We start from the raw sequence: 24,019 nt of genomic DNA, 5'->3' as shown, positions 1-24,019 counted from the left end.
TTTTACCCCTTTAAACCCCTTTTTTATTATTAACCGATAAGTTAAAAAAAGTCCAAAAAGCCTTGATTTTTTGACTGTAGTTTGTGCAAAACCTCATTTTTTGGCCTTTAAACATGGTTTTATCAAAAAATGAGCTCTTCTAGCACTTCTTTGGGCCTGCAAACCAACTTAGCCCCTTGTTGAATGAGCTGATGGCATCCCGCATAAAGTGGGTCGTGCGCGGGGCCGGGGAGCGCAAAAACCTCTCTTCCTAGATCGGCGGCAATTTTCGCGGTTATCAGTGATCCAGAGTTTTCGGCCGCCTCAATAACTACCACCCCCAAAGCCAGGGCGGCAATGATTCGATTTCGTCTTGGGAAGTGAAAAGGCTTGGGCCCTACACCAGGCCCCAGCTCGCTCATTAATAGACCATGTTGGCTAATGGCCGCCGCTAACTTCTGGTGTTCTTGCGGATAAACGATATCTAGGCCCGTACCGCAAATCGCTGCTGTGAGGTATTGGCTTGAAGCATTTGAAGCGGCTCGATGAGCTGCGCCATCTATACCCCTAGCTAGCCCAGAAATAATCAAAGCCCCAGATCGAGATAGTTGATTTGCAAACATTGCTGCATTCTTGATGCCCTGGGGGCTGGCCTGACGAGACCCAATGATGGCAATCATGGGCATTTTTAATAGGCTCATGTTTCCGCATATATATAGTTGGCTGGGAGGATCAAACAAATCATTGAGGCGTGGCGGATAGTTTTTGTCTTTTCGGAACAATGTATGCATGGTGCTTCCAATTCAAGGAAAGAACGAGTCATTTTGAAGATAAGAAAAATGAAATCAATTGGGACAGACTGATTGCTCTGTTGGATAATTCCTACATGGCTTTATTAAAAGTGCTTAGCTATCCCGACCCGCGTTTGCATAAGGTTGCCAAACCTGTAGCAACGGTAGATGCACGTATCAAAAAAATAGTGGCTGACATGGCTGAAACTATGTACGAAGCACCAGGCGTTGGTCTTGCAGCGACCCAAGTCGATATTCATGAGCGTATCGTTGTTATCGATGTTTCGGATGATCAAAATGAATTGTTGGTTTTTATAAACCCCGAAATTATTTGGGCGAGCCCTGAGAAAAAAATGTGGCGTGAGGGCTGTCTTTCGGTGCCAGAATTTTATGATGAGGTAGAGCGCCCTGCGCAGGTGAAAGTCAAAGCTTTAGACCTCAATGGGAAAGAGTTTGAAATTGAGGCAGATGGGTTGTTGGCGGTTTGTTTACAGCACGAATTAGATCATCTACAAGGAAAAGTATTTGTTGAATACCTATCTTTGTTAAAGCGTAACCGCATTTCACAAAAGTTAAAAAAACGTAGCAAAGAATTGCAAGGTCAGCGCTAACATCCCGATGAAAATTGTTTTTGCTGGTACCCCTGAATTTGCGGCACAAGCAATGCGCGCGATTGATGAAGCTGGCCACGAAATTGTTTTGGCTTTGACGCAACCCGACCGTCGCGCGGGGAGAGGCATGCATTTGCAAGCAAGTCCTGTAAAGCAATTTGCTCTAGAAAAAAATATTCCCGTATTACAACCGGAAACACTAAGACGAAACGCCGCAGATCCTCAGAAAAGAATTCAAGCTGAAGAGGCTTATAAGCAACTCTCTGACATTGAATTTGATGCAATGGTGGTGGTTGCTTACGGTCTAATCTTGCCCCAAGAAATTTTAGATATCAGCGAGCGCTCTGGCAGATACGGAAGCTTTAATATTCATGCCTCGCTTTTACCCCGCTGGAGAGGCGCTGCACCTATTCAGCGAGCGATAGAGTCTGGCGATACCAAGACGGGCGTTTGTATTATGCAGATGGATGTGGGTCTAGATACTGGCGATACCGTTATGGTTGAAGAGGTAAACATTGATCAAACTGAGAACAGTGCTTCTTTGCACGATAAGTTGGCAACATTAGGCGCGAAACTAGTTGTTAAAACACTTCATCAACTCGAGGCCGGTGGTAAGTTAGCTCGCTACCCACAAGCAGCAAGCGGGGTGACATATGCTGAAAAAATTTCAAAAGATGAGGCGCAGATTGATTGGCATGGGGAGGCACAAAAAATAGATGACCGAATTCGGGCTTTTAATCCATTTCCTGGAGCCATTAGCTCGATTGGTGATTTAGACCTCAAGCTGTGGAATTCTCGAATTCCAAAAACTGCTCCTAGCGACGAGCATGCGAGTGCTGGCGAAGTGTTGGGCTTTGGTGATGAAAGTGTATTTGTAAAGTGCGGCGCTGGAGTTATTGAGGTTTTAGAAATGCAAAAGCCCGGTGGAAAAAGAACTACAGCAAAGTTATGTTTGCAGGGCTTAGGTCAGGCTGGTAAAGCGCTTCACTTTCAAACCAAGAAAACAGTTGCCTCTAAATAAGTCACCCTTGGAAGATCAAAAGCCCTCACTCAATCTTCCGCTGTCTGAAGCGATCACGATCTCAGCACAAGCGATTAGTGAGGTCATGAATGGCAGATCTTTAACCGATGTATTAGATCAGTTAGATGCACATGAGAGACCAATTGTTCAGAGCTTAAGCTTCAATACACTTCGCAAGTGGGTTCGATCTCAGGAATTTATAAAAAAATTCATTCCCAAAGCCCCAGCACCAGAAGTTGCTCATTTATTAAGTGTTGCCATCGCTCTTTTTATACATGATGACGCTCAAGGAAAAGGCTATGCCAGCCATACAATTGTTGATCAATCAGTAAGGGCTTGTGGAGAGTATGACAAGACGATGTACGCCAAGGGTTTAGTAAATGCAGTATTGCGCAAAGTAAGCTTGGCAACACAACCTTCGCAGTACCCTCCTGATCCTATTCCGATGTATGTGCCACCTTGGTGGCGAGCAAACCTCAAGCGTCACTATTCTAAGCAGTGGCAATCCATCTTATTTACTCAAGCAAAACGCGCACCACTTATTTTGCGAGTAAACCAAAAACAATATTCTCGAGAGCAGTATCAATCAATGCTAAATGATGTTGGTATTGCTTCAACTGCAATCGAAACCCTTGCGGGTATCAGTCTGCCAAGCGCGCTCTTGCTCGCCAACCCGGTGCCAGTCTCGGATTTGCCAGGCTTTTATAGTGGCGCTGTTTCTGTACAAGATAGCGGTGCGCAATTGGCGGCGGCTTTATTGGCGCCCGATCCAAATGATTTGATCTTGGATGCTTGTTCTGCGCCCGGAGGAAAAACAGCACACTTATTAGAGCTGGCAGATTGTCATATGTTGGCCCTTGAGATCGATGAAGCTCGCCTTGGAAAGATTCAAGGTAACCTAGACCGGCTTCGTTTCCGGTCTAATAAAGTAAAGGTACTCAAAGGGGACGCATCAAAACCAACTTGGTGGGATGGCGTTCTTTTTGACAAGATTTTGTTAGATGCGCCCTGTTCGGCATCGGGGATTGTGGCGAGACACCCGGATATTCCGTTTTTACGCCGGCAATCCGATATTCCCGCTTTACAGAAAAAGCAACGTGAAATTTTGACTCAGACATGGAAGCTGTTAAAGCCAGGCGGACTGCTTTTATACGTGACTTGCTCTGTATTTCCTGAAGAGGGTGAGGATCAAGCAATATGGTTTGCGCAGCAGCATGCCAATGCATTACGATTAGATGCTCCAGGACAGCTTTTACCCTCAGAGGTAAACGATGGCTTTTACTATGCTTTGTTTAAGAAAAATGGGCAATGAGCCAAAGAATTAAGCAATTCATCCTTTTGGGCTTGACCGCGTTGAGCATATTCTCAACAACCGTCAATGCCGAAGGCATCAAAATCAAATCCTTTGAGCTGGAGAGGGTTGATAGCGACTGGGTATTGAGCGCCGCCTTTCAAATTGAGCTATCTCCAGGACTAGAAGAGGCGGTTCAAAAAGGCGTGGTTTTGTATTTTCAAACCGACTTTGATTTAGTGCGCCCTCGTTGGTATTGGTTTGATGAGAAATCTGTGTTTGCACAAAGACAAACACGTTTGTCATATCAGCCCTTAACTCAGCAATATCGTATAGCCTCTGAAGGATTGACATTTTCTGCTCGAACAATGTCTGAAGCGCTCCAGGCGGTTGGAAGTATTGGGGGTTGGCGCGTAATTGATGCCAGCCAAATTGATCCTAATAAATCTTATAACGCTGGTTTGCGTATGAGCTTAGATTTAAGCAAGCTTCCTAAACCATTCCAAGTGAATGCATTAAATAATCGTGAATGGAATGTTTCAAGTGAGTGGCTACATTTTCCATTTTCAGTAAATAGCCCGAGTCCAATTAAGCGATAAGTAATGAGAGAAGCGCACGTGCCTTATAAGCAAAGCTTTTTTGATTCCAAGCTTTGGCGCAAAAAAATACTACCCTCAGCGATAGGCCTTATCGGTGTTTTTGCGCTTTTATTGTTGGCGCTGCTCTCGATTGCTTCGTCCAACACAGAGTTTTTTGATCGCTACTTTATTTGGCTTTATGCCGCCAACCTCATTATTGGCGCCTCTCTAATTTTAGTTATCGCTGTGCTCGTCATTGTGATTGCAGTGCGTTGGCATCGGGGCCATTTTGGAACGCGTCTCATCGCGAAGCTGGCGATGATTTTTGCTTTGGTCGGCATCGTTCCAGGCTTAATTTTGTATGGCGTATCCCTTCAATTCGTTTCGCGAAGTATTGAAAGCTGGTTTGATGTGCAAGTTGAGTCAGCCCTAAATTCAGGTTTGGAGTTGGGCCGTGTAACTTTGCGAGTGGCGCAGGAAGAAATTTTGGGAGAGGGCAATTTTATTGCCGAACAAATTGCGCAAGTTCCATCGGGAACTAGTTCAGAGCAAGTTGGCGCCATGGTGATGAAGATACGTAATCAGTTTGGTATTCAAGAAGTCAGTTTGTTTAATATGCAACGCAATTTAATATTGTCGAGCGAACTAAAGTCGAAAAAATATTCGCCTGCACCAAGTCCAGATCTAGTTGCCGAGGCTTTTAAAAAGAAGGGCATCACCTTTTTAGATCAGGTTGAAATGAATGGTGGCCAAAGGGGTTATCGAGTGCGGGCAATTGTTCCCGTCATCCGCAAGAAGGCTATGCTCAGTAAAGATGCTGAAGACCGATATTTTCTACAGCTGGTGCGATTTATACCAATGCCACTGGCTAAAAATATTTATGCAGTTGAGTCCGCTTACAGCGAGTATCAGGAAAAATCTTTAGGGCGAACTGGTCTGCGAAAAATGTTTGTGGGCACACTAACATTGACCCTCTTTTTTGCATTGTTTGTTGCGGTAACCCTGGCATTATTGTTGGGTCGTCAGTTGGCCAGACCATTACTAATGTTGCTTAAGGGCACTCAGGCCGTTGCTCAGGGCGACTTGTCCCCCAAGCCAGAGCTAGAAACTGGCGATGAATTGGGAATGCTAACAAGACAATTTAATGTGATGACCAAGCAATTGGCCGATACGCGCTCATCACTGCAGGAGTCCAAGGCCTTTTTGGAAAAAGTGCTGGGGAGCCTTACTGCGGGCGTTTGCATTTTTGATAAAAATTACAACGTTGTTTCTAGCAATGCTGGCGCAGACCGAATTTTTGCTCAAGATCTGACCTTGCTTGACGGCATGCCTCTGAGCAGCAATCCTGCCCTTGTTAATTTTGAAGAATCCATTAAGGAAGGTTTTGCGACGATGAAGCTGGCTGTTGCTGATGTTAGCGCCGAAGATTCGGTCGCACCTATTTGGCAAAAGCAAATTCAGCTTCATACAAACAATGAGTATGAGAATGAGCTGGGTGTAACTTTGTTTGTGCGTGGCACCCAATTAACGGATGATCTGCGCATGGTGGTATTTGACGACATTACCGATGTTGTTAGTGCCCAAAGATCAATCGCGTGGAGCGAAGTTGCGCGACGCTTGGCTCATGAAATTAAAAATCCGCTTACACCAATTCAGCTCTCTGCTGAACGATTGCAGCATAAATTAGCTGGCAAACTCAACCCAGAGCAGGAAGAGATGATCAATCGCAGCACAGAAACAATTATCAGTCAGGTGCAGGCGATGAAGGAGATGGTGAACGATTTCCGTGATTTTGCAAAAACACCAACTCCACAACTAAAGCCTATATCGATTAACACGCTTACCTCAGAAATATTAGGCCTTTATGAGGGAAGTCCGATGCGTACTCATCTTGATCCTAGGTGCCCAAGTATCATGGGAGACCCTACCCAAATAAGACAGGTAATACATAATTTGCTTCAAAATGCGCAAGACTCGACTTTAGAGGGCAATAGGCAAGCAGATCCTGTTGAAGTTAAAACCGAGCTAGTATCTTATGTGGAGCAAAGCGGTCTGACGCAAAACGCGGTTCGCCTAACAATAAGTGATAGTGGTGTTGGTTTTCCAGCTAAGATATTGGCAAGAGCATTTGAACCTTACGTTACTACAAAGAGCAAGGGAACGGGATTGGGTTTGGCGGTGGTTAAAAAAATTATTGACGATCACGGAGCCAAAATAGAAATTCGTAATCGTATGCAGGGAGAAGAAGTGGTTGGTGCACAAGTATCCATTTTGTTTATGAGCTTAGCAAAAGAGGCTGCCTAAGTATGGCGAGTATTTTGGTTGTTGATGATGAGATGGGAATTCGTGAGCTTCTCAATGAGATCCTCACGGACGAAGGCCATACTGTGTATGCTGCTGAGAGCGCCATACAAGCGCGCACTATTCGCGAGCAAATGCGACCCGACCTAGTATTGTTGGATATTTGGATGCCTGATACCGACGGCATTACTTTGCTGAAAGAATGGTCAAAGACTGGTCAGCTAACAATGCCTGTAGTAATGATGTCAGGGCACGCAACGATTGATACGGCTGTAGAGGCCACTCGCATCGGCGCGCTAAATTTTTTAGAAAAGCCAATAGCTTTACAAAAGTTATTAAAGACGGTCAGCAAAGCCCTAGAGAGCTCACCAAAACACGTTGAGCCTGTTGAAGAGAAAACACTCTCTTCGGGGGTTCAGGCTAGCGCTGCCGTAAAACCTTTGGCTACAGAATCAGCGGGTCATCACTCTGAGGGTGAATACATCAGCGGCATTGCAAAGACCTATTTTGATTTACCCCTGAGAGAGGCTCGAGACCTGTTTGAGAAGGCCTACTTTGAGCATCAAATGCAAATTATGGGCGGTAGTATGACCAAGATTTCTGAGTACACGGGCTTAGAAAGAACACATTTATATCGGAAGTTGAAGGCTCTCGGGATCGATACGTCTCGCAATAAGGGCGAACAATAAAGCCCAAATTTAGGGGCTTGAGGCACTTCCGCTATAATCATTTCTCTTGGCCTGGTAGCTCAGTCGGTAGAGCAGAGGATTGAAAATCCTTGTGTCGGTGGTTCGATTCCGCCCCGGGCCACCAAGAATCACGAGGTACATACCAAAACCACCTTCGGGTGGTTTTTCTTTTTGATTTCCTATTAATTCCCCATGTGTTTGATGCGAGGGGCGTCCGAGTTGTTTTAAGATGGACTGAAATTCTTTGGGAAATAAATGAATCATTACTTTGTCGGTATCCGTAACCTTGTGGGCTTATCTTTTGTATTGCTGTTGGCCTTGTTTGGGTTTGCTGACCCAGCTCAGGCTCAATTCAAGGCAGAGGTTAAATATGCTCAGGTTGGGGAAGTGAGACTTGCTTATTACACCCGTGGTCAGGGCGATCCCATGATTTTGATTAATGGGTATTCGGCAACGATGAGCATGTGGGATCCAGCTTTGATTGAAGAGTTATCCAAAAACAATACTTTGATACTGTTTGATAATCGTGGCATAGGGCTGTCAACGGACACCAAAGAAAACAAAACTACCATGGCTCAGATGGCTGATGATGCCGCTGGGCTGGTAAAAGCGCTTGGTTATAAAAAAGCCAATGTTCTGGGCTGGTCAATGGGGGCCCGTGTTGCGCAACAGTTTTTGATTAGACATCCCGACTTGGTTATTAAAGGTATTCTTTGTGCGCCAAACCCGGGCGGCAAGTATCAGGTTAAAGCAAGTAAAAAGACCGAGGAGGAGCTAAACAATCCCCATTTATCGGTTATGGAAAATGTCGCACTTCTGTTCCCGAATAATGAAGCTGGAAAACAAGCCGCTAAAGATGCGCTAGCAAGGGAGCAGGCTGCGAAGTTGGCGGGAACAGTTCCTGATGATTTTGTTATTTCTAAAGAATCTAAGCTACGTCAAACTCGGGCGAGAACAACCCTTTGGGATGCGGACAATAAGAATTTCGTTGATTTAAAAAATATTAAGGTTCCTGTGTTGGTAGCAGATGGCCAATATGACATCCTTGATGTCCCCAAAAATTCACAAATTATTGCGAATCAGATCCCATTTGCTTGGTTGGCATACTTTGACGGTGGGCATGCTTTTTTATTTCAGCAGCATAAAAAATTTGCTGAAACTCTTAATGCTTTTATGCGGTGAGAGCCAAGCATTTTCGACCCTGGTTGATTCTGCCTCGGTCCGCCAAGAAACACCAAAACCACCTTCGGGTGGTTTTTTATTTTCTGAGTAATATTTGGGGAAACCTCTCGGAGATCTAAATGTTAATAGTTACTTCAATCATTGCCTCTTTATTAACCATCATCTTTATTAAGCTTTCATTTGCTGTTATTGGGCTAAGAAGAAAAAATAAGGTTGGCTTAGGCAGTGGTGGTCACGAAGATCTTGAGCGAGCAATTCGTGCCCAGGGAAACTTTGCCGAGTATGTTCCGTTTGGAATTATTTTGATCGCCTGTTTAGAGCTTAATGGAGCACCTTGGTGGCTAGTTGCTATTCCAGGTATTACTTTGATTGTTGGTCGGATGATTCACGCCAAGGGCATTAATGTGCCGCCCCCAGATTTTAGTAAGCGAATTCTTGGAATGAAATTTACCTTCAATACATTAATAGCTTTAGTTATATTGAATCTGGTCTGGAGTTTATATACTCCTTTTCGCTAGCAGCCAATTGCCGTTGCTATATAAACTCCTTTGATGCTTATTCTTCCAGTAGGCTGCGTAACATCCAAGCAGTTTTCTCATGTACATCTTGTCTCTGAGTGAGTAAATCGGCAGTAGGTTGATCGTTCGCTTTATTAACCACTGGAAATAGTTTGCGAGCAGTCTTGGCAGTAGCTTCTTGCGCCTTAACAAGAAGCCTAACCATTTCCATTGCTTTCGGAGTTCCTTGTACTTCATCAATCGAGCTCAGCTTAGCAAACTCTTTATAGGTCCCTGGTGCTGGCTCACCAAGCGCTCTGATTCGTTCGGCGATTAGATCAAGGGCTGCCCATTGCTCTGTGTATTGAGCCATGAACATGGTATGAAGGGTATTGAACATTGGGCCTTTGACATTCCAGTGGAAATTATGAGTCATTAAGTAAAGAGAGTAGCTATCGGCCAAGAGTGCAGATAAACCCCTGGCAATCTCTTTTCGATCCTTTTCACTAATACCAATATCAATTGCGGTTTTGGATGATTTTGCAGCCATGGTTATCTCTCCTAATAAATAAACACTATAGGATCATTATGGCGGCACAGTTGCTTATTATCCTAACGAATTATTTTGATTTTATTGATCTGAAAAATCGATTATGTGAAAAGATTGGTTTACGATTAGACGACAAATCGTGCTAGCAACATCTATAAATGAGTGATTATGAAAAGATTCGCCTTAACAATTTCTATTGCCGCAATGGCTTTATCCCTGAGCGGGTGTCTTGCAAGCACTAATTCGCCAGTGGGCGTGAATTGCGACTTCAGCCAAGAAAAGCCGTTGTGGGAAATGCCAGTTGCTTGCCAAGGCAGGTAATGTAAGTCGACTGAGTAAAAAACATCACAAACAATTGGATACTAAGGTTTAGGAAAAGAAAATGAAAACCTTCATTTGGATTAAACAGTGCATCCTAATTACTATTATTGGCGTACTTGGTGTCACATCTGCTTTTGCAGCCGACATCCAAGTAATTACTTCTGGCGCATTTGCTGAAGCATTAAAAGCATTGGTGCCAGAGTATGAAAAACAATCGCCCAACAAAGTGATTATTTCTTACGGCTCATCAATGGGATCAGCACCAGATTCAATTCCTTCAAGACTGGCAAGAGATGAAAAGTTTGATGTCTTGATTTTGGCATCACCATCTTTAGATAATTTCATTAAAAGTGGAGCAGTTCAATCAGGCACTCGTGTGGATCTGGTTGCGTCTGTAATTGGTGCGGCTGTTAAAGCGGGCGCTCCTAAGCCAGACATTAGCACTGTCCCCGCTCTTAAGCAGGCGCTCTTGAATGCAAAATCTGTGGCTTACTCAGCCAGCGCAAGCGGAACCTATTTATCCAACGATCTATTTCCGAAGTTAGGCATTGCAGAGCAAATGAGTAAGACTGCAAAAAAGATTTACAGTGAGCGCGTTGGTACTGTAGTTGCAAGAGGTGATGCGGAATTAGGTTTTCAGCAGGTGAGTGAATTAATTCCGATTTCAGGAATTGATTTTATTGGCGAGATTCCGCCAGAGGTTCAGCAAACTGTTTTATTCTCTGCGGGCATCACTAGCAATGTTTCAAATCTCAATGCCTCAAGAGATCTAATTGCATTTCTAGCCTCCCCCAAGGCGGCACCCACTATTCAGAAGGCAGGTCTAAAACCAGTCTTACCGGCATTGCCTTGGTAGCCCGATTTTGATTACGAGTCTCGCTGATTATGTTTTGCAGGGCTTTGTGCTGGGCTCGTTGGGCTTGGTGGCTGGAGTATTGGGGGGAGTCATCGGGTTTGGAACCACCATTATTTTGATGCCAGCCCTGGTTTATTTCTACGGACCAATACAGGCGATTCCGATCATTGCATTAGTGGCTACAGTAGCAAATTTATCTCGCATTTTTTTGTGGTGGAATCAGATTGATTGGAAGGTTTGTTTTGTCTATAGCCTAGCCGGCGCGCCCGCAGTAGTTTTGGGGGTTAATACTTTAGTTTCTTTAAATGAGAAGTTTATAGAAATGACCTTGGGATTTTTTTTGATAGCGCTGATCCCAATTCGTAGATGGATGCGCAACAAAAACTTTTATTTAAAACTTTGGCAGATGAGTTTGGTAGGTGCAGGTATTGGTTATCTGACTGGAATTGTTGCCACCACCGGCGCAATCAATACACCATTCTTCTTGGCTTATGGCTTAAGCAAGGGTGCATTTTTGGGGACTGAAGCGGCAAGCACTTTATCGATTCTTTTTACAAAAGGAATTACTTTTCATCAGTTAGGATTTTTGAATACTGCTGCGATAGTTCAAGGCTTATTTATTGGCATATTTGTTTTGATGGGCGCCATTTTTTCAAAGAAAATTGTTTTAGCTCTGCCAGAAGAAAAATTCTTAATGCTGATGGAGTTGGTAATGTTGATCTCAGGACTCGCTATATTACTGATGACTTTTTGATATTTTTGAAGCATAGGTAAAACTCACTAGATAAGCGCAACAATTCACAGATATAATCTTCAACAAGCAGGAGAGTGAGGGCATGCCCTCCACCGAAGGCGCAAACTCCCATGAACGCTCAGGTATCTACTAGGAATGTACTGCTTAACTTTAACTGCCGTCTGGAGAGTCACCTCTAATGGTGCACCGAAGGAGCAAGTGTCAAGCATAGCTTGACATGAATCTCTCAGGTATCAAGGACAGGGGGAGCGGCATCCATACACCACGTGTGTCTTGGATCGCTTTGGGAGTACAGCATGCACAACTCTACTTAAGTAATTTGCCTATCTTTTGGCTCTGCATTGGCAGAATATTTTGATGCATCTTTAATAGATCTTAAAGATTAATTACGTAAGGTATAAATATGAGCAATAAATTTGTGGAAGAAGCGCCGTACCATCCTGGGTATGAAGATGTTGGATTTAAAGATGAAACCTCACGTTTGGCAGCCGAAATTGACAGTTTCAGAAAAAGCAATTCTCGTTACTTGAGTTTTGCAGATGTAATTGTTGATTTTTGCTCGTCGAGCCATAATCGGCTCAATATTGCAAAATAGCATTTGCTAAATAGGCCGCCAATTAGTGGCCTATTTTTTATTTAAAGCGATAAGCAAGTGCAGCAAAAATATTATCTTGAAATGAGCGATTCATGACGGAGCTGTTATTAATGCCATTACCTAACCATTTGCGACGCCCATAAAGATTCACATACCAGTTATCCACTACCGGAATTTCAAGCATGAAGCCCGCTATTAAATTATTGGTGGCTGGCGCAACATAGGCTGCATAGCCTGTTGCATTTACTTCGCCAGCATTCATACCATAGTAGTAGTTGGCATACTGGCTAGATTGCCTTTCAATTCCAAGTTCTGGATATAGCACCACATTTTTATAAGTTTCTATTTCAGCAAAATACAAAAGCTCATAAAGGGCCCCATGAGATTTACCAAAGTCATGGTATGCATTCGCAAAAAAACCACCAATAGGTGTTTCTTGATAGGTGCCAATGCCCAGCGGAATCGGATCACTCCGATTAATCGAGGCGCCATTAAATGGCGACTTAACTTTGTAAGTATTGAGATCAATTTTTCCAATGATCTCAAGGTAGCCATTGCCAAGCTCAAATGTTTTAATGCCCACCTCATCGATTCGAACAAAAAATCGCTTGTAATCAAAAAAAGCATAAGGCAGCACTAAAGATTGAGTTCCTTCTGTACCAATATGCATATTGGAGGTATAGACCGCAACACCGATATCGCCAACAATACGATCGGGCAAGCCATTGGGCACATCTACCGGTTCTACATCTAAGGCATAGGCAAAAATAGATAGGGTGATGCCGATTAGGCCAATTAAGAGCTTAATGATCAATTTCATCTGTCCATGATAGGACATGTTGATTTGTCTAAAGATCTAAATTATCAAGAGCCGCATTTTTTAAATGACCTGTTTCAGCCCATTTGTCCACTTGCCAAAAGCTTCCATTATGACTAATCCAATTTAAAGATGCGTTTGGAACGGCCACAGCCTTTTCAGAGTCCAAGGATTGTTTACTAGCTAGTCGATACATCATGTCTAAAGCACCTCCATGGCTCACCAGCAGAATGGTTTTACCTTCATGTTGCTTGCGAATATTTTCTAAAGCACTATGAATGCGCTGTGCAAACTGTCTAATACTTTCCCCGCCATCCAAGGGGTGATCAAGGTTGCGACTTAAGTGAATTGCCCAAAGATCTGATTTGAGCTTTGGGGCTTCGTCAGTGGTGAGTCCTTGAAGCGCGCCAAGATGTCGCTCGCGAAGCGCTTGATCAAGCTTTGCTTTAACACCAAATATTGCTTCTATTGCAGCTGCTGTATTGGCGGCACGTTGTAAGTCGCTGGAATATAAGACATCAAATTGTAAGTCGATTGCCTTAATGGCTTTTGCCATTTGTTTGGCTTGAGTTAGCCCATGTTCATTTAGTGGAATGTCGGTGTGACCTTGAAGACGTCGAGCGACATTCCAATCAGTTTCACCATGACGCACTAAGCAAAAGCGAGTTGATTTCATACTAATTTTTTAGCGTCCAAGCGCGTGGATTATGTTCAAAGCCAATGTGCTCGTAGTATGCATTTGCTTTTGGTGCAGCTAGTAAAACAATCATACAGCTGGATCCTAAACGCTTTTGCGTTTGCGCAATTAGCTCTTTGCCAATGCCCTTGCGTTGATATTGCTGATCTACTGCTAGGTCAGCCAAATAGGCGACATATTCAAAATCTGTCAAGGATCGCGAAATGCCAACTAACTTTTCTCGATCCCAGGCAGTGATGGTGAGATTGGCATTTTTTAACATTGCCTCAAAAGTTGGCTTACTATGAATTGGTCGACGCTCTCCAAGAGTTGAGCGAATATACAAATCAATTGCTTCATCGGCACTTACTTTTGCATCGTCTCGATAGAGAATCATGATCAGTCCTTTATCAGTGGGCGTAATGTATCGCCCACCGAAATCTCTCCTGTTTTAATAATTTCAGCCCTTAAGCCGCCACGCCCCTCAAATGCATCGATGAAGTTTGGTTTGCTCAGGAGTTGTGCGGGTCTTTGACATGGTGTGCATAGTTCGGTGCCTTTGAGAATAAGAGACCCTAAGATAAAAGACTTGCCAACAAGTGAGTTAAGCTCATCCGAACTCATATTGCTAATGACAATATTTCTGCGGGTTTGTGAGGCATCAAAAGTTGGCTCGTCCCCAGCGAGAAGCCATTCGTTAGCAGTAGCAATTCCTGATTCAGTGATTAAGCTAAGATGGCGCGTTTTTTTGGGATAAATATCTGAGTAAGCACCTTTGTCGTTGGTATATCGATCGCCCTCTATCCCCATTGAAATGACCTTAACTTTGGACAATGATTGCATCGGGGCGCCAGCGCTAGTGGCAATATAAATAGCCTGAATATAGGGCAATGTTGTATTCATGGATATTTATATATTACAGCCCAATGTCGATGCTTTATTAATACAATGACCCTATAGACATCAAAAGGGATAAGAGTGAATCAGGAAAGCAAGGGAATGTTGATTGGTTTTATCGGCATTCTGATTTTCAGTTTGACCTTGCCAGTAAGTAAAATCGCTGTCCTCAGTTTTGATCCTTATTTCATTGCGTTTGGTAGGGCATTTTTGGCCGGAATAGTTGCTTTGGCCTACCTAATTTACAAACAAGTGCCATGGCCCCAAAAATCAGATTGGGTCAAGTTTGTCATTATTGCGCTTGGGGTTGTCTTTGGCTTTCCAATTTTTACAACTGTAGCCATGAAAGAAGGGTCTTCATCGCATGGTGCAGTGATTTTGGGAATGATGCCCTTAGCTACTACTGTGATTGGGGTTATTCGCTTTAAGGAGCGGCCCTCAATTGGTTTTTGGCTGGTGTCTTTGTTGGGGGCTGCATTGGTTGTGGTTTATGCCTTGTTAAAGAGCTCAGGAGGCATTACCTATATCGACGGCCTGCTGGTGGCTGGCGGTATTTGCGCCTGCATAGGATATGTGGAGGGCGGGGAGCTTTCCCGCCGCATGAATCCGCGCGCAGTGATCTCTTGGGCCTTAGTGGTGTCGCTGCCAATAAACGTCATCGCCTCTTTCTATCTATTTTCATCAACGTATTGGGGCGCTGATGCACTTGCTTGGACAAGTTTTATTTACTTGAGTCTCTTTCCAATGTTTCTGGGATTTTTCTTTTGGTATGAAGGCCTTGCTGTCGGCGGAATTGCTAGAGTTAGTCAAGTACAACTCATACAACCATTCTGTACGCTAGTTGCGGCCAGTGTTTTATTGGGCGACCATTTGACGATGATCAATATGGTTTTTGCATTCTTGGTAGTGTCGACAGTCATCTTAAGCAAAAGAATGCTAGTTAAGCGCACTTAATTTATATTTAAATCATGATTAATATTGCAAGCATCATTTTTGCTTTGGTAATGGGCTTTTTAATGTCCGCCAGCATTACTCTTGCAACCACATTTGTCAGGATTGGTGTCGTTGAGAACTTCTTTTGGCTGTGGCTAGAGGTATGGCTGGTTGCATATCCTGTTGCAATTATTTGTATTTTGCTCTACCGACCTTTTGCAAGCAAAATAACTGAATTAGTACTTAAAAAACTAAAGAGCTAAAAAGTCAAAGAGCCAATATGAAGGTAATTAGTTTATTCATGATCGCTTTTGGGGTGACTGCTTGTACGCCGGTTTATACGGATGCATCGGATGCAAATCATGTCACTTTTTTAAACGCTGGCGGCGAGTCAATAGATCAGTTGACTCAAAAAGCAAATGCTTACTGCGCTCAGTATGGCAAAGTTGCTAGATATAAAAGTGGCGATTCTTCTTTAGCAACAGTTTTTACCTGTCATTCAGCGCATTAATATTTTTTATTAGCCAGCTAAATCAGATTGATAAATTAGTCCGGCATGCTCTCTGAGAGCGTGGAATTGAATTGATTCCCAGCGCTGTTGTGCAACGTCTAGTTCTGATTTATGAGACGCCAAAAATACGGGCGCACTAACAACGTCTTCTGCCATTCGGTGAATATTTTCTTGAGTGAATTTTTTTAAAGCTACAGGATCTTCAGAGCTAACCCAGCGCGCTAGACTATAACGTGCGGGCAATAAGCGGACTTCAGCACCATATTCGGTCTGCAGCCGATGACTAACCACTTCGAATTGCAGTTGCCCGAAAGCACCTAGTAGCATGGTGCCACCAGCCATCGGGCGAAATACCTGGATAGCGCCTTCTTCGCCCAGTTGCATAAGCCCAGTTCGTAGCTGCTTGGATCGCAATGGATCGGCTGATTCAACGAGGCGAAAAATTTCCGGAGCAAAGAAGGGTAGACCAGTAAATTGCAGTTGCTCGCCTTCAGTTAGCGTATCACCTAGGCGCAATAATCCATGATTTGGCAAACCAATAATGTCGCCTGGAAAAGCTTCGTCCAAAATATCGCGCCTTTGCGATAAAAAAGAAAGTGCGTTGTTGGTGCGAACTTCCTTGCCATTGCGACAAATTTTAAGTTTCATGCCGCGCTCAAAATGTCCCGAGCAAATTCGCAAGAAAGCCACGCGATCACGATGCGCAGGATCCATGTTTGCCTGAATTTTAAAAACCACCGCCGAGAATTTATTTTCTGCTGGACTAACTTCGCGTTGCAAAGCTTTGCGACCACCTGGTGATGGTGCTAATTCAACGAGGGTGTTAAGAATTTCTCGCACACCAAAATTATTGATTGCTGAACCAAAAAATACGGGAGATTGATATCCAGCCAGAAATGCCTCGCGATCAAATGCCGGCATTGCTTCTTTGATAAGCTCAACTTCTCCTAAAGCGTTTTCGAGATCGTCACCCAAGCGTTCTTTCAGTGCTGGATCATTGATATCCACTACCGCATGAGAGTCCTCGGTTACTCGATCTTCGCCAGCTTTGAACATCCGCATGCGATTGTTTGCAATATCAATAACACCAGCAAAAGATTTGCCCATGCCAACTGGCCACGTAAATGGAACGACTTCAATACCAAGAGCCGACTCAATTTCATCCATGAGCTCCATTGGTGGTTTTACTTCACGATCCATTTTATTGATGAAGGTCACAATGGGCGTGTTGCGTGCTCGGCAGACCTCTAGTAAGCGCAATGTTTGCGATTCCACGCCATTGGCTGCGTCAATAACCATTAAGGCAGAGTCAACGGCAGTAAGCACTCGATAAGTATCTTCAGAAAAATCTTGGTGTCCTGGAGTATCTAAGAGATTAATAATGCAGTCGCGATATTCCATTTGCATCACCGAGCTTGCTACAGAGATGCCGCGTTGCTTCTCAATTTCCATCCAATCAGATGTAGCATGTCTGCTGGCTTTACGAGCCTTCACGCTCCCAGCAATTTGAATCGCTCCCGCATAAAGTAATAGTTTTTCAGTTAGCGTAGTTTTGCCTGCATCTGGGTGAGAGATGATGGCAAAGCTGCGACGTCTTAATACTTCTGAGGCGGGGGTGCTAGGGGTATTGGTATCGATGGTAATTCTGCGCTGATTAATCTATTTCGGGAGCAATTATAAGCGGGTAAGCCCCCTTTAGAATTGCTCGCCTGGCTTGAGATAGCGCCATTGACCAGGAGGCAAAGGGCCCAAGGAAACACGCCCCATGCGAACACGTTTTAGTCCAAGTACTCTCAGGCCTACCATTTCACACATGCGCCGAATTTGACGTTTGCGGCCTTCACGTAAAACAAAGCGTAGTTGATCTTCATTTTGCCAGCTGACTTGAGCGGGCTTAAGGGCAACGCCATCCAAAGATAAGCCGTGCCTTAATCGATCTAAATCTTCGTATGAAAGTTTGCCTTCCACGCGCACCAGATATTCTTTTTCAATTGGACTATTTTCCCCAATTAATAATTTAGCGATTCGACCATCTTGAGTCAGGACAAGTAAGCCTGTTGAGTCAATGTCTAGTCGACCTGCAGGAGCAAGACCTTTAGTGTTGAAGCGCGGACTCCGATTTTTATCAAGCGGATTAGGAAAATAATTTTCTGGCGTAATGAGCGAGGCGGCAGGTTGATATTCTTGTTCGTCATCGTAGTGCGAGATAAAGCCAACAGGCTTATTAAGAATGACAGTAATTCGAGATGCTTGTTGTGCTTTAGCCCCAGATTGCAATTCAATTTTTTGATGGCGATATGCACGAATACCGAGTTCGTTTACCACTTCTCCATCAACCGTCACAAGCCCTTGTTCAATATAAGAGTCGGCTTCTCGCCGTGAACATAAGCCAAGTTCGGATAGTAGTTTTGAGACGCGCACTTTTTCTTCCATGGCTACATTATCCGATAAACAACTATCGTAAATAGGGCAGGCCTCTTGAAGTGATTAATTCACTGTTTGGCACTCATTAACAAACTTAGGAGGTTTGTCATGCCCATATAAAGAATTAGGTTCGAACGATGTGAACGCTACAAGGGGCCTCTTCGACAATCTTGGTCATTGAGGTTCGCCAAGGCGCCACCTTATTTGGAAGCTTATGTGATGCGCCAATTAAGATGAGAGAAGCATCATTATCTTTTGCAAATTCGACAATCCGTGATGCTGGGTCTATAGCTTCTAGAACATGGTATGAGATACGTTCTGGCGGGAGCTTCAGAGGTTTTGCCCAATCCATCAATTGCACCAGGTGACCACGAACAATGCCACTAGCAGTTTCACTTTCTAGGTTGCCTTCAAAAGTTGGGGTGCTTGCAATGGTGCTAATGCAAACAAGACGACTTTCCGGATAAGCTTGTAATAAATTTTTTGCAGTTACTTGCATTCTTTCGCGCAAATTTTCATCAGACTGACGAGTGTCAATAGCTGCAATCATTAATGGTGCATCGTAGTTCCCCATACTAGGTTTGGGGCTTGGTGAGGGCTCATAGCCGGCAGCCCTAAACATGCCTTTGAGGTTTTCCCAAAAGCTTGGCGGTTCAATGCGGTCAGCTCGCTCGGTAAGCGTCACCCCTTCTGGGTCGCGTAACATTTGTCGTAAGCGTGCGGCACTTTGATAGCGATCTGCTGCTCGTGGCTCGAGACAGCGTAAAACGATCTCTTGTAGCCAGCGGGGAATTTCTCGGCGAATGGCTCGTGGTGGAAATGGTTTTGCCCACATTCGCCTTCTAAGCCCCGACATGGTTTGGGGGTTTCCGTAAGGTAGTTCGCCGGTTAGTAGTTCATACAGAATCGCGCCTATGGAATAAATATCGCTACGAGAGTCTGTGCGAATACCAGCAACTTGCTCAGGCGATATATAAGGTGCTGAACCAACCCCTTTGCGCATTTCTTCCGCCAGTAGATCGGGATAACGTGCATGGTGAGACAGACCAAAGTCGATTAGCGTTAACTTGCCTTTGTCATCTATCAGAATATTCTCAGGTTTGATGTCTAGGTGAATCGCATCTTGAGAGTGTAGTGATTGAACTGCTTGTGCAAGATCAGACCCGATGCGAACAACTTCATCAATCGTAAATTCTTTACCCTCTTTGATTAAGTCCTCGAGCGGCCTACCCTCAACTCGTTCCATTGCAATATAAGGTCTTGTGGCCATATTGCCCGCACCTAAAAATTTAGGTACATAAGGACTTTTCAAAGATCGCAAAATAGTGAGCTCAGTTTCAAAACCAATCAAGCTTTCAACAGGCTGGTCTCTTCCTACTCTTGGAATTTTTAGCAAAATCGGAACATCAACCCCTTCTTTTGTAGCCGAGAAAAGGCTTGCCATTCCACCACGATGAACTTCTTGTCCAAGCACAAAACCGTCAACGATTTTGCCTTCTTGAAAGATGTCGTCTACTGCCTCAATTTCAGTATTGATGGGCATAGATTATTTGCCAGTAATGAGGCGGTTGGCTAAATCTTCAGGCAACCCAGCACGCCGTACTTTCTCGGCGGCTGTAAAGTGATCATAAGCAGTACGATGAAATGTCAGCACTTCTGCTTCCGGCTCAAATATTGCAAAACATGCTTCAGGGTTTCCGTCTCTGGGTTGTCCAAGAGAGCCAACAATGCCAACCCATTGCCGATGACTAAGAACCGGAATTTCATCGCCTGGGTGGGGAGCAAACCGAATGAGTTTGCCAACTGCACTTTGGTAAAAGAGCGCTTGCTCATGAGCATGACCAACAAAGGTATAGCTTTTGCCGGAGCTTTGAGCACAACGCCAAGCGCTCATGCTATCAGTAACGTAGTGCCAATCAGATGGGTTGTGCGCAGAGGCATGTACAAAGCAAATTTTTTCCTCATTCACAATCAATGGGAGGTTTTGTAAAAATTGCACGTGAGCATTGCTGAGCTGACTCTTGGTCCACTCAATCGCAGCATTTGCACTTGCATTCATATGGTTGCGACTATCTTTAAATATCGCTTCATCATGATTACCAAGAATCGCAATTGCCTTTTTAGACTCGATCAAATCAGCGATTCGATCAATAATTGCAACGGGATCGGCGTTATAGCCAACAAGGTCACCAAGAAATGCCATGCGGGTGACCCCAAGCTCTTCGGCCCGAGTAATGCAGGCCTCAAAAGCCTCTAAATTGCTGTGAAGGTCTGCGAACAGTCCAATGCGTTCAGTCATCTTCTAATGATAGGACAAAAGTCTTTTACTTAGAAGCGCTGTAGGGGTTTGCTTCGTGATTTGGGCGATTTTTAAAGCGCTTGTGCACCCAATAATATTCTGCAGGCCGCAAACGAATTTCATCCTCAAAATACCTATTGAGGCGCGCTGTATTTGCTTTATGGTCTTCGGATGAAAGGTCATTTAAAGGCTCACTAATCTTGCAGAGGTATCCTGACTCATCATCTTTTAGAGTCGTTGTCATTAAGCAGACTTCTGCTCCAGTAATGCTTGCAAGACGAGAGACTGTTGTAACCGTATTTGTTTGAACCCCAAAAAACGGCACAAACTCAGAGTCCTTCAGTCCAAGATCAATATCTGGAGCGATGATGATTAAGTTGCCGTTACGAATCTCACGAATAATAGCCTTTGTATTTCCTTGACGATCAATGGAGTTTCCGCCAAATCGATTTCGCCACCCAATGATCTTTTGGTTAAAAAATGGGCTTTTCATTCTTTGGAAAAATCCTGATGTTCTTGGCCAGTTCATTTGCTTAGCTAGTGCGCTCAAAATAATTGCCCCTTCAATACCAGTAAAGTGCATATTCACTAATATACGAGGCTTGCGATTTGTTAAATCAACAGAAGATTGCACTTCAATTAATTGAGATAGCTGTTTTTCGCTGCCCAGCCAGATAATGCTTTTTTCAACCAGGCTACGACCTAGTAGATGCCAATGTCGTTTTCGCAATAGGTTAGCTTTTATTTCACAAAGATCTGGAAAGCACAGCTTTAAATTAATTTTGATAACGCAATTGCGATCGCTCGGTATATTGGCTGCAATATAGCCAAGCCCATAACCTATCGATATTAAAACTCTATAAGGAAGCAGAGAGAGTAGTTTTAAGCATGCAACACTTGCATGGTTCGCAAAAGCGCTAAACACTAATTTATTACTCTGACTCGTAACGCTTGATTGATTTTGCGTAACGCTCCAACATTTCTTCTGTTGAGCTGCTAGACATTCCAAGGTCATTAACCAAACCAGTATCTAGTCTGTAAGCCCAGCCATGAACCGTTAAGTCTTGTCCGCGGGACCAAGCATCCTGAACAATAGTGGTTTCGCAAACGTTGACAACTTGTTCTATGACATTTAGCTCACATAGGCGATCTTGTCGTTTTGCTCTTGGTAATACTTCGCCGAGATAACGTTCATGTTTCTGATGAACATCCTTAACATGGCGGAGCCAATTATCAGCAAGGCCAATTCTTCTATCGCTTAAGGCAGCATGGACACCGGCACAACCATAGTGACCAACCACCAAAATATGTTTTACCTTTAGCAAGTCAATTGCAAATTGAATAACCGATAGACAATTAAGGTCTGTGTGAACGACAACATTGGCGACGTTGCGATGTACAAAAAGTTCGCCAGGCAATAAATCTACAATTTCGTTTGCTGGCACTCTGCTGTCGGCACATCCAATCCAGAGATATTCAGGGGCCTGCTGATTTACCAGTCTCGTAAAAAAATCTGGATCTTTAGCAACCATGCCTTCAGCCCACTGGCGATTGCTTGCAAAGAGGTGATTTAAGGCTTGAGAATTTTTGTATGGCATGGGTTTAAGTTTAAAGTACTTTAATGACGCCTATTTGGTTAAAACAAACCCCCAAAGGAGCTGTGCTGAGCTTGCATTGCCAGCCAGGAGCCAAGCAGACCAAAGTCGTTGGATTGCATGACGATTGCTTAAAAATTGCTTTACAAGCACCCGCGCTTGAAAATAAGGCAAATGAACTATTGATCTCGTGGCTATCTAAACAGTTAAAGGTTCAGCAAAAGCAGATCCAGCTTATTTCTGGGCAAAACAGTCGCAAAAAGCGAATTGAGATTTGCGGCAATATCAGTCTTGAGCAAATTATCGAAGTATTGCTGCCGAGTTGTTGCTAAAGACCTAGATTTACGCTTACCAGAAAATTGCCCACAATATACCCAAGATCAACACCCATTTGCCAATGTAATAAATTGAGCGGTGTTTGGCCTTCAGTTTTTTGGCTTGAGCACGAAGATGATAAAAGTAAGTAAATAAAATATTTACAAAGCCAACTTTTTCGCCTGGGACATTTTGTGAAGCGGCAGCACTCATGACATAGCGTCCAAACCAACGATTTAGCAGTTGAACCACTTTTGTATGTACGGGCCTCTCAACGTCACAAAACAAAACGATTCGCTGATGATCGGTTTCGTTGGCAGCATAGTGAATAAAAGTTTCATCAAACATAACGGGCTCGCCATCCTTCCAAAAATATCGTTCCCCATCTACATCAATAAAGCATTTGGGATCGTTTGGTGTTACAAGACCAATGTGATAGCGTAGCGATCCAGCATAGGGATCGCGATGGCGAACTAGCGTTGCCCCAGGCGGCAGCGAAGCAAACATAGCGGCTTTAATTGAGGGAATTGACTTAAGTAAGGCGACAGTTTTAGGGCAGCTTGCCTGGGCAGATGGCAAATCTTTGCCATACCAATATAGATGAAAGCGCTTCCAGCCTGTTCTAAAAAAAGAATTAAAACCAATATCGTTGTATCCAGTAGCGGCAGCAATTGCGCCATCGGCATTCAAGGAAAGCGCCTCTTGGCGAATAATTTCCCAGTTATCTTGCAAGGGCTTCATTTCAGGAAACTGGCCTACTGGAATGAAAGCGCTTGCTTTAACTTTTGAAAATAAATACAACAAGGCATTTACTGGAGCGAGTAAAACTTGGTAATCCGTAAGCGATCTAACAACGCCAAAACGTACCTTTCCTCTGTAATAGACATAAATTGCTGATGCTACAAATATAAAAAAAATAATGTGACGAACTTGCATTGCTTTTGCCTATTAACGTAATAGCTAGATTTTAATTTGGAATGAGGTAGCCAATTGATCATTTCTTTTTCTTATAAGCCCCTATACTTGATGTAAATCAAGAGGGTTGCCCCGCTAGGGTAAATGTGGATACAAATAAATGGAGAACACCGCATGAATAGCTTTATAAAATGGCTCTTAAGCCTTGTTTTAATTGGCTTAGTGGGTATTTCGGCCTACACGTGGCTCATGTTAACTTGGAGCTATGGCAATGGAGAAAGAGCGGGTTATGTACAAAAATTCTCTAAACGTGGATTTATATGTAAGACGTGGGAGGGTGAATTGGCAATGGTTTCTATGCCAGGAACAATGTCTGAAAAATTCCTCTTTACGGTGCGTGATGATGCTGTAGCGCAAAAAATCAATGCTAACTTAGGAAAAAAAGTCGCCCTAAGTTATGATCAACACATTGGCCTGCCAACAACATGTTTTGGGGATACTGAATATTTTGTTTCTGGCGTAGAAGTAATAAATGATTAATTTGCAATAGTTTTAAAATTGTTATCGCTAAGCTTTATTTTTATAATTTTTTGTGGTTAAAATCATGGAAGCGCGTTATGC

General features: G+C 43.7%; 30 protein-coding genes, 1 tRNA gene and 1 riboswitch. Of the genes, 18 read left to right on the top strand and 13 right to left on the bottom strand.

Features of this window, described 5'->3' with window-relative positions:
• Positions 1-122: 122 nt before the first annotated feature.
• Entirely contained in the window at positions 123-770 is a 648-nt protein-coding gene (gene dprA / locus NHB34_RS09920; protein ID WP_353427480.1) for a DNA-processing protein DprA, read from the bottom strand.
• 95 nt (positions 771-865) lie between these two features.
• Here dprA and def point away from each other — a divergent pair, with 95 nt between their 5' ends.
• The 9 genes from def (at position 866) to NHB34_RS09875 (ending at position 8,961) form a co-directional block, all read left to right on the top strand.
• The gene (gene def / locus NHB34_RS09915) at positions 866-1,381 is read left to right on the top strand and encodes a peptide deformylase (protein WP_353427479.1); all 516 of its coding nucleotides are present in this window, start codon (positions 866-868) and stop codon (positions 1,379-1,381) included.
• A 7-nt stretch (positions 1,382-1,388) separates the two neighbouring features.
• On the top strand, positions 1,389-2,402 hold the full coding sequence (fmt, locus tag NHB34_RS09910; protein WP_353427478.1) for a methionyl-tRNA formyltransferase: 1,014 nt from the start codon (positions 1,389-1,391) through the stop codon (positions 2,400-2,402).
• A gap of 7 nt (positions 2,403-2,409) precedes the next feature.
• The gene (gene rsmB / locus NHB34_RS09905; RefSeq protein ID WP_353427476.1) at positions 2,410-3,714 is read left to right on the top strand and encodes a 16S rRNA (cytosine(967)-C(5))-methyltransferase RsmB; all 1,305 of its coding nucleotides are present in this window, start codon (positions 2,410-2,412) and stop codon (positions 3,712-3,714) included.
• Positions 3,711-4,292 carry a DUF4390 domain-containing protein gene (locus NHB34_RS09900; RefSeq protein ID WP_353427474.1) on the top strand — a complete coding sequence of 194 codons (582 nt, stop codon included), beginning with the start codon at positions 3,711-3,713 and terminating at the stop codon, positions 4,290-4,292. The genes rsmB and NHB34_RS09900 overlap by 4 nt, the downstream gene beginning before the upstream one ends.
• A 3-nt stretch (positions 4,293-4,295) precedes the next feature.
• A complete protein-coding gene (locus tag NHB34_RS09895) occupies positions 4,296-6,575 on the top strand; it encodes an ATP-binding protein (protein ID WP_353427473.1) in 2,280 nt (759 codons plus the stop codon).
• Positions 6,576-6,577: 2 nt separating this feature from the next.
• The gene (locus NHB34_RS09890) at positions 6,578-7,261 is read left to right on the top strand and encodes a response regulator (RefSeq protein WP_353427472.1); all 684 of its coding nucleotides are present in this window, start codon (positions 6,578-6,580) and stop codon (positions 7,259-7,261) included.
• A 48-nt stretch (positions 7,262-7,309) separates the two neighbouring features.
• A tRNA-Phe gene (locus NHB34_RS09885) sits at positions 7,310-7,385 on the top strand.
• 131 nt (positions 7,386-7,516) lie between these two features.
• Positions 7,517-8,443 carry an alpha/beta hydrolase gene (locus tag NHB34_RS09880; RefSeq protein ID WP_353427471.1) on the top strand — a complete coding sequence of 309 codons (927 nt, stop codon included), beginning with the start codon at positions 7,517-7,519 and terminating at the stop codon, positions 8,441-8,443.
• Positions 8,444-8,562: 119 nt separating this feature from the next.
• The gene (locus NHB34_RS09875) at positions 8,563-8,961 is read left to right on the top strand and encodes an MAPEG family protein (protein WP_353427470.1); all 399 of its coding nucleotides are present in this window, start codon (positions 8,563-8,565) and stop codon (positions 8,959-8,961) included.
• Between the two features lie 37 nt (positions 8,962-8,998).
• Here the strand turns inward: NHB34_RS09875 and NHB34_RS09870 are convergent, their stop codons facing one another.
• Entirely contained in the window at positions 8,999-9,490 is a 492-nt protein-coding gene (locus tag NHB34_RS09870) for a Dps family protein (RefSeq protein WP_353427469.1), read from the bottom strand.
• Between the two features lie 168 nt (positions 9,491-9,658).
• On the opposite strand from NHB34_RS09870, the gene NHB34_RS09865 reads away from it, so the two are divergent.
• The 4 genes from NHB34_RS09865 to NHB34_RS09850 all read left to right on the top strand — a co-directional run bounded on the left by NHB34_RS09865 (position 9,659) and on the right by NHB34_RS09850 (position 12,016).
• Positions 9,659-9,811, top strand: coding sequence for a hypothetical protein (locus NHB34_RS09865; RefSeq protein ID WP_353427468.1), 153 nt, complete (start codon positions 9,659-9,661; stop codon positions 9,809-9,811).
• 61 nt (positions 9,812-9,872) lie between these two features.
• A complete protein-coding gene (locus NHB34_RS09860) occupies positions 9,873-10,667 on the top strand; it encodes a substrate-binding domain-containing protein (protein WP_353427467.1) in 795 nt (264 codons plus the stop codon).
• A 7-nt stretch (positions 10,668-10,674) separates the two neighbouring features.
• Positions 10,675-11,421 carry a sulfite exporter TauE/SafE family protein gene (locus NHB34_RS09855; RefSeq protein ID WP_353427466.1) on the top strand — a complete coding sequence of 249 codons (747 nt, stop codon included), beginning with the start codon at positions 10,675-10,677 and terminating at the stop codon, positions 11,419-11,421.
• Between the two features lie 151 nt (positions 11,422-11,572).
• Positions 11,573-11,674: riboswitch (glycine riboswitch) on the top strand.
• Positions 11,675-11,824: 150 nt separating this feature from the next.
• The gene (locus NHB34_RS09850) at positions 11,825-12,016 is read left to right on the top strand and encodes a hypothetical protein (protein WP_353427465.1); all 192 of its coding nucleotides are present in this window, start codon (positions 11,825-11,827) and stop codon (positions 12,014-12,016) included.
• 37 nt (positions 12,017-12,053) lie between these two features.
• Here NHB34_RS09850 and NHB34_RS09845 read toward each other — a convergent pair whose 3' ends face one another.
• From NHB34_RS09845 to NHB34_RS09830, 4 genes are read right to left on the bottom strand one after another with little or no spacing between them, the layout of a single operon-like run.
• Entirely contained in the window at positions 12,054-12,836 is a 783-nt protein-coding gene (locus NHB34_RS09845; protein WP_353427464.1) for a MipA/OmpV family protein, read from the bottom strand.
• Positions 12,837-12,864: 28 nt separating this feature from the next.
• A complete protein-coding gene (locus tag NHB34_RS09840; protein WP_353427463.1) occupies positions 12,865-13,509 on the bottom strand; it encodes a histidine phosphatase family protein in 645 nt (214 codons plus the stop codon).
• A 1-nt stretch (position 13,510) separates the two neighbouring features.
• A complete protein-coding gene (locus tag NHB34_RS09835; RefSeq protein ID WP_353427462.1) occupies positions 13,511-13,906 on the bottom strand; it encodes a GNAT family N-acetyltransferase in 396 nt (131 codons plus the stop codon).
• 2 nt (positions 13,907-13,908) lie between these two features.
• Complete coding sequence (locus NHB34_RS09830; protein ID WP_353427461.1) at positions 13,909-14,412, bottom strand: MOSC domain-containing protein; 504 nt, start codon at positions 14,410-14,412, stop codon at positions 13,909-13,911.
• A 75-nt stretch (positions 14,413-14,487) separates the two neighbouring features.
• On the opposite strand from NHB34_RS09830, the gene NHB34_RS09825 reads away from it, so the two are divergent.
• The 3 genes from NHB34_RS09825 to NHB34_RS09815 are packed head-to-tail and all read left to right on the top strand — an operon-like array spanning position 14,488 to position 15,850.
• On the top strand, positions 14,488-15,360 hold the full coding sequence (locus tag NHB34_RS09825; protein WP_353427460.1) for a DMT family transporter: 873 nt from the start codon (positions 14,488-14,490) through the stop codon (positions 15,358-15,360).
• Between the two features lie 14 nt (positions 15,361-15,374).
• Entirely contained in the window at positions 15,375-15,602 is a 228-nt protein-coding gene (locus tag NHB34_RS09820; protein ID WP_353427458.1) for a DUF2798 domain-containing protein, read from the top strand.
• A gap of 17 nt (positions 15,603-15,619) precedes the next feature.
• The gene (locus tag NHB34_RS09815; protein WP_353427457.1) at positions 15,620-15,850 is read left to right on the top strand and encodes a hypothetical protein; all 231 of its coding nucleotides are present in this window, start codon (positions 15,620-15,622) and stop codon (positions 15,848-15,850) included.
• A gap of 9 nt (positions 15,851-15,859) precedes the next feature.
• Here the strand turns inward: NHB34_RS09815 and NHB34_RS09810 are convergent, their stop codons facing one another.
• The 6 genes from NHB34_RS09810 to can form a co-directional block, all read right to left on the bottom strand.
• A complete protein-coding gene (locus NHB34_RS09810; RefSeq protein ID WP_353428594.1) occupies positions 15,860-17,488 on the bottom strand; it encodes a peptide chain release factor 3 in 1,629 nt (542 codons plus the stop codon).
• 57 nt (positions 17,489-17,545) lie between these two features.
• On the bottom strand, positions 17,546-18,283 hold the full coding sequence (locus NHB34_RS09805; protein WP_353427456.1) for a pseudouridine synthase: 738 nt from the start codon (positions 18,281-18,283) through the stop codon (positions 17,546-17,548).
• Positions 18,284-18,398: 115 nt separating this feature from the next.
• Positions 18,399-19,817 (bottom strand): protein kinase, encoded by a 1,419-nt coding sequence (locus tag NHB34_RS09800; protein ID WP_353427455.1) that lies wholly within the window; start codon positions 19,815-19,817, stop codon positions 18,399-18,401.
• Positions 19,818-19,820: 3 nt separating this feature from the next.
• The gene (locus tag NHB34_RS09795; protein WP_353427454.1) at positions 19,821-20,573 is read right to left on the bottom strand and encodes a metallophosphoesterase family protein; all 753 of its coding nucleotides are present in this window, start codon (positions 20,571-20,573) and stop codon (positions 19,821-19,823) included.
• Positions 20,574-20,598: 25 nt separating this feature from the next.
• Positions 20,599-21,588, bottom strand: coding sequence for a lipid A biosynthesis acyltransferase (locus tag NHB34_RS09790; RefSeq protein ID WP_353427452.1), 990 nt, complete (start codon positions 21,586-21,588; stop codon positions 20,599-20,601).
• A complete protein-coding gene (can, locus tag NHB34_RS09785) occupies positions 21,506-22,171 on the bottom strand; it encodes a carbonate dehydratase (protein ID WP_353427451.1) in 666 nt (221 codons plus the stop codon). Before can ends, NHB34_RS09790 begins: the two co-directional genes overlap by 83 nt.
• Positions 22,172-22,194: 23 nt before the next feature.
• On the opposite strand from can, the gene NHB34_RS09780 reads away from it, so the two are divergent.
• Positions 22,195-22,500 (top strand): DUF167 domain-containing protein, encoded by a 306-nt coding sequence (locus NHB34_RS09780; RefSeq protein ID WP_353427450.1) that lies wholly within the window; start codon positions 22,195-22,197, stop codon positions 22,498-22,500.
• Between the two features lie 16 nt (positions 22,501-22,516).
• Here the strand turns inward: NHB34_RS09780 and NHB34_RS09775 are convergent, their stop codons facing one another.
• The gene (locus NHB34_RS09775; protein ID WP_353427449.1) at positions 22,517-23,419 is read right to left on the bottom strand and encodes an aspartyl/asparaginyl beta-hydroxylase domain-containing protein; all 903 of its coding nucleotides are present in this window, start codon (positions 23,417-23,419) and stop codon (positions 22,517-22,519) included.
• A 153-nt stretch (positions 23,420-23,572) separates the two neighbouring features.
• On the opposite strand from NHB34_RS09775, the gene NHB34_RS09770 reads away from it, so the two are divergent.
• On the top strand, positions 23,573-23,938 hold the full coding sequence (locus NHB34_RS09770; protein WP_353427448.1) for a hypothetical protein: 366 nt from the start codon (positions 23,573-23,575) through the stop codon (positions 23,936-23,938).
• Positions 23,939-24,019 lie beyond the last annotated feature (81 nt).

Origin of the sequence: Polynucleobacter sp. MWH-UH19D, from assembly GCF_040409795.1 — a bacterium.
Lineage (GTDB): Bacteria > Pseudomonadota > Gammaproteobacteria > Burkholderiales > Burkholderiaceae > Polynucleobacter.
This window is presented reverse-complemented; position numbering and strand designations above follow the sequence as displayed.